Genomic DNA, 5,419 nt, shown 5'->3' with positions numbered 1-5,419 from the left:
TGGCATTGTTATTCTTCCGGTTGGTCTTTAGCCTTCCCAGTTCATCGTAGGTGTTTGCGGAAAGGATTATTTCCGACGCTGTATTCAGTTTATATTTAGTTGTCAGCAGCCGCCCGGCATGGTCGTAAGTATAGGTGTAGATTTCGGTCTGTTCCGTCTGCGTAGTCTTGTTGGTAGCCGCATGTACATGTTTCCGTTTGGTAGCCTGCCCGGTGAAGTTGTATGCGAAATATTCCTTTTCGGTGCCGCCGGCAAGGTGGTTGTTGGACTTGGTTTGAACCACCCTTCCGCGGTAGTCGTAATACATTACCGAGTATAGGTAGGTTGACGACAGCGTTCCGTCCGAATTTATTTGGGCGGTAAGCGTGCCTGTGAGCAGGCCTTTGTTCCTGATTTTGTTGGCCGCCTGATGGTCGCCGTAACATGCGTCGTATCCCGATTCGGTAGTGTATTGGGCATGTGTGTTATTCGGTATCCCGTTGTATGCCAGGAAGGCGTAATCGTCGTAGTAGTTGACCGACAACACTTTAGGGGAGGACAGTGTTATCCCCGCGGCCAAGGTGTAGCCTTTGTAGGTGTTGGTGGCATTGGCGCGGGTTGCCTTCACTACTACCGAGCCCAGGGGATTGGCAGTATGGTCTATGGAGTTCGTACAGGTTCCCGTCAGCACCGTTCGCCCGAAGACGTCCGGTATCATGAACGACCATTCGTTTCTCTTCCGCTGTTCGCCGTCCTGTGTGAATATCAGTCGTCCCGCCTTGTCGTAAACGTAGTAGGTATCGTGGGGCACTGTTCCTACCACCCGGCGGGTGAGCACCACCTGTCCCAGCTTGTCCCTGAACTCGTAAGAGGTATTATTGTCCCTATTCTTCACTCTAAACTCATATTGTGTAAAGTTATTATTTCCAGTCGCATACAGCATGTATTTTAAAAATAGGTATCATGATACTATCCTGCCAATAATACGTAGTATTTCCACTCGATCTAAGTATTTTAAAAACCGCTGTATCACCACCGCTGTACTGGCACTCTTTTGTGGGAAAACTATTATTTAAGCCAACTTCACCGGCTAAACTATCTTCTATGATCCAATCTTCCAAAAAATTAGATTTCCTGAAAAGAGAATCTTTTGAATTTCTTAAATGCTGCTTTCATAATGCGATATTTTATTGATATATATTGCCATCCATCAGCTTCATTTCTATTCCTCAAGCAGAAAAGTACCTTGAATTTCCTCTATCGGTATTTCTACATATCCTTTCTTCTTATTACGAACTATAAATTTTAACGTCCCTATAGTCTCAATATTAAACTTCTTTTTCTTATTATCCTTTCTCAAAATTGTTATGATCAAATCAGTAGTTGGTGTTAACATTGGATTCTCTCCTTCTTGTTTTATCTCTTCTAATTTGCCATCAAGCACCATGGACAATATAGGGTCTCCCATACCACCGTCACTCACCAAAGAATCTACCACCGTTACTCCTTTCTTTTTACTTTTTGCGGCACTATATTCCCTGATGGTTGTGTTCTGAGACTCATAAATGGTACAAGAATATCCCCCTGTCCAACTGCCACTATATTCCAGTATTATAATCGAATCATTATCCATTATCCGGTCAGAGAAAGTTTTAAGCATCAACTTGCGGCTTTTATAGAAAAAATCCGGTTCCCAGACTTTATATGGCATTGATTTTTTCATCATTTTCTCTATTTTTCGCACAGGTAAACTTTTGCATTGAATCATCAATAAAGCAAGTAGCAGACTCAAAAAAATAGTTTTCTTCATAATTTCAATATTTAATTGGAACAACTCCAGGGACGGTACATCCGAAAACAGTTTCAGGAATCCTGAAAAACTTACTGGTACGAATGCCGACATTCAGAATTCTGGAAGGCTCCCAGCCACCTGAACCTTGTGTAACATAATGGGTTCGGAGGGGTAACCCTGCTTCGGATCTCATATAATTTTCCATGTGAGTAGCATATTTATCTGTCCGAGGTATTCTTTGTCCAGTATCAGGATGTGTCAGCCAAGCTTCACCTGCCTGTTTACTCCCATTATTTATAACATCTTGGCGGTGAGCCAATTCATGCCCTATGTCCAACCAGAATGGGCTTGTTTGTATTCCATTCTCCGTAGGTATATCACTTCCGGTAAATGTCTTTTTTAAGTATATCTCTCCAATGGCAGAGTCGGCGATGTTAGCTTCATTTTCCTCTTTTGCTTTATTACTCGGACGAATAAATGCATTATTTTTATCATTTGCAAAGAATGTTAGCAGGCTACTTCCCGTATTGGTTTGTCCCAATTGATTCAATCCAGTCAAAACCCCTGCCATAAAGCTTCCGGCAGCAGGTGTATATGCAGTGTATTGTCCGATGTTGGCTCCTGAGGTTTGATATTGTTCCCATTGTCCATTATTATATCTGTACATGCCTGTACTATCACTATATTGTATCCACATGCCTGTAGGATCCACAAACTTCATCGGATTTCCGGCACAATACGCATACGGGCTTATAGAATAATAATCTTCACTCATCGGGTCAGGCGTCGTAAACCCCGGAACCACCGGATCCTGCATCCTCGCTGAAAAATCATACAAATTCAACCTCTTCTGCGTATCCAGTTCCTTTCCCCCGAACTTGTGCGGCTGCGATGAAGTCTGCGTACCTTCGGTGAATGACATTCCGTAGGGATAGTAATGGTTGCTCTGCACGATCGTCCCGCTCCCATTGGCAACCACCCGGTTGTTACCCAAATGGTCGGTCAGGTAGAAGTAGTACGTTCCACCCTCAATGTAACCACCCTCAATAAGGATGCGCTTCAACGTATTGTTTTCATAGATCACATTCCCGCAGTAATCCGTCTTCTTTCCGCTGACATCCGCGTTCAGCTTCCACCCGTCAGCCGCGTACACGTACTTGTTCGTTGCCGAACCGAAAGAATTGGATATGGACAGGGAACAGGGCAAATTTAGCAAATTATATGATATGTTGCTTATCCCCTTATTCAAATCTTTCGTCAGACCGCCGTTTTTATTATATTCGTACTCCCTGGCGGTATTGGAATTGTTCTTGAAGTCCATCGAGGCCGACAGGCTCACATTCACTCCCGCGTCCTCCACTTTTATAAGCTGGTTGCCGGCGTAAGTCATCATCAGGTTGTCGATAATACCGTACGTCGTGATTTCCGTATTCCCCCTGCGACTGAGCGTTTTCATATTGCCATGCTTGTCATACGTGTACGAGGTATTGAAATAATCCTTCGCGCTTCCGTTCTCCAGATAGCCTGCAGCGGTTAATCTGTTGAGGTTGTCATACGTGAACCTGTCCCAACTTGTCCCTGAACTCGTAAGAGATGTTCTCGTCCTCGTCTTTCATTTTGGTTACATGGAGTTGTCCGGAAGGGTAACTTCCGTTGTTCCAGTTCAGGGTTGGATTCTGCCGGTTTCCTCTAGCAGTATAGTACATGCAGCACAGCACGGACTGGCCGGTGGCAGGGGGAGGCTCGTTCGTCAGGTATTCTATTAAACTCCATGTATTCTTCCAATATTAAATGTGTCATTACCATTTATCCGATTGACATACTGTTGAATAAAGTAGGCCAACATATGTTGGATTTTTCACTTAGGGAAGACCCAAATACAAATTTGTTGTTATTTCCCATTTGGTACCAAATAATACATTGCTCCAAAAACCCTATTATCAGCAACAAAAGGTATCTTGCTGTAAAATTGTTTATAGGGCTGATTCTTGTACCAATATGTTACCTTAGCATTACAAATATCCCAGAGGTATTGATTAAAAGTAGTTCTACTCTCATCTAATCGGGACAAAAAGGTACGGTTGGTATCTATTCGCATACTTTGTAAGATGACAGATTTCACCGCATATCGAACTGTATCATCAAATATAATACTGACTTTGAATTGTATCTTTATAGTATCATCAACACAAGGGTCGCATATATAAATCTTTTTATCCTTATCCTCATTAGTAAGAAGATAAGGTATACACCTTGATTGTGAATATATGGAAAGACAGAAAACTATCAAAACTAAAGGTAATATTGTACGTTTCATCTCGGATAATATAATTTTAATAAATGTTTCTTCTGATTTCTTATGATAGGATAGTTTTTATATAGGCCAGTAGTGTTATCCATAGAGCCGCCCTTATACGACCTGACAGCATCACTAAATGCCTCTTTAGTGAACCTTTTTGTTAAATTCTCAAAGGATTGTTGATACAACTTTCCTGTTGCAGTTTCGTTTCCAAGTCCATTAGAAGACAGTGAGCCATAATAATCTGTAGAATTTAACCAATTTGTGGTGATAATAGAACTATACACATCCGCTTCCACCTCGTTAAAAATAGAACTTCCACCTTGTCCTTTCTCATATTGTAATCCATGGAATAACTCATGAGAAATACCTTCTATCCTTCTGTATTCGCTCACATTAGGATTCAGAATCACTCCTGCATATATATCTCCGCCTCCAGTTTCTGATTCATTAAAAGAAAAGGCTTCTATTGGATTCCCTTGATTATCAGTCGGGAGTTGATTCTTGAAGTTGAAAGTATTTTTCGAACTAATAAGTTCATTCAAAACAGTATTTCCACCACTATTGTACATTACATTTAGATAATTTACAGTATTGGAAACAAAAATATTGTTACCAAAATACTCCATATTAGCACTATACAATATTCGTTGTTGTTCACCATTGTCATCTATGTAGTATATCCAGACCTCTTCTCCTGTTGGGTCTACATACTTTACCGGATTACCTAAACAATACACGTAAGGCGACCAGCTATAATACTTTTCCGCTAGTGGGTCAGGCGTCGTAAACCCCGGAACCACCGGATCCTGCATCCTCGCTGAAAAATCATACAAATTCAACCTCTTCTGCGTATCCAGTTCCTTTCCCCCGAACTTGTACGGCTGCGATGAAGTCTGCGTACCTTCGGTGAATGACATTCCATAAGGATAGTAGTGGTTGCTCTGCACGATCGTTCCGCTCCCATTGGCAACCACCCGATTGTTGCCCAAGTGGTCGGTCAGGTAGAAGTAGTACGTTCCGCCCTCATAGTAGCCGCCTTCGATGAGGATGCGCTTCAACGCATTGTTTTCATAAATCATGTTCCTGACGTAGTCCGTTTTCTTTCCGCTGATATTTGTAGTTGTTTTCCGCCCGTCGACGGCATACACGTAGGTGTTGGTTGCCGAACCGGAGGTATTGGATATGGACAGTGAACGGGGCAGGTTCAGCAGATTATATGAGATGCTGCTTATCCCCTTGTTCAAATCTTTGGTCATGTTGCCGTTGGCATCGTATTCGTACTCCTTGGCGGTATTGGAGCCGTTCTTGAAATCCATTGAGGCAGACATGCTGACGTTGGCTCCGGT

General features: G+C 42.4%; 4 protein-coding genes and 1 pseudogene. All 5 read right to left on the bottom strand.

Annotated elements, in window-relative coordinates:
* A pseudogene (locus B2Z67_RS03080) lies at positions 1-874 on the bottom strand (RHS repeat-associated core domain-containing protein); the annotation flags it as partial.
* Positions 875-1,201: 327 nt separating this feature from the next.
* Positions 1,202-1,789 carry a hypothetical protein gene (locus B2Z67_RS03075; protein WP_291528352.1) on the bottom strand — a complete coding sequence of 196 codons (588 nt, stop codon included), beginning with the start codon at positions 1,787-1,789 and terminating at the stop codon, positions 1,202-1,204.
* Between the two features lie 4 nt (positions 1,790-1,793).
* Positions 1,794-3,227 carry an RHS repeat-associated core domain-containing protein gene (locus B2Z67_RS03070; RefSeq protein ID WP_291528351.1) on the bottom strand — a complete coding sequence of 478 codons (1,434 nt, stop codon included), beginning with the start codon at positions 3,225-3,227 and terminating at the stop codon, positions 1,794-1,796.
* 94 nt (positions 3,228-3,321) lie between these two features.
* Positions 3,322-3,477 carry a hypothetical protein gene (locus tag B2Z67_RS03065; RefSeq protein WP_291528350.1) on the bottom strand — a complete coding sequence of 52 codons (156 nt, stop codon included), beginning with the start codon at positions 3,475-3,477 and terminating at the stop codon, positions 3,322-3,324.
* A 607-nt stretch (positions 3,478-4,084) separates the two neighbouring features.
* Positions 4,085-5,419, bottom strand: a 1,335-nt coding sequence (locus B2Z67_RS03060; RefSeq protein ID WP_291528349.1) for an RHS repeat domain-containing protein, incomplete at its 5' end; no start/stop codon positions are given.

Source organism: Bacteroides sp. UBA939, from assembly GCF_002293435.1.
Lineage (GTDB): Bacteria > Bacteroidota > Bacteroidia > Bacteroidales > Bacteroidaceae > Bacteroides.
The sequence above is the reverse complement of the archived record's forward strand: the minus strand, read 5'-3'. Positions and strand labels throughout refer to the sequence as shown.

Excerpts from the sequence above, each read along its gene's own strand:
- B2Z67_RS03070 (WP_291528351.1), bottom strand. The coding sequence starts at position 3,227 with ATGAAAACGCTCAGTCGCAGGGGGAATACGGAAATCACGACGTACGGT.
- B2Z67_RS03075 (WP_291528352.1), bottom strand. The coding sequence starts at position 1,789 with ATGAAGAAAACTATTTTTTTGAGTCTGCTACTTGCTTTATTGATGATT.
- B2Z67_RS03065 (WP_291528350.1), bottom strand. The coding sequence starts at position 3,477 with ATGTACTATACTGCTAGAGGAAACCGGCAGAATCCAACCCTGAACTGG.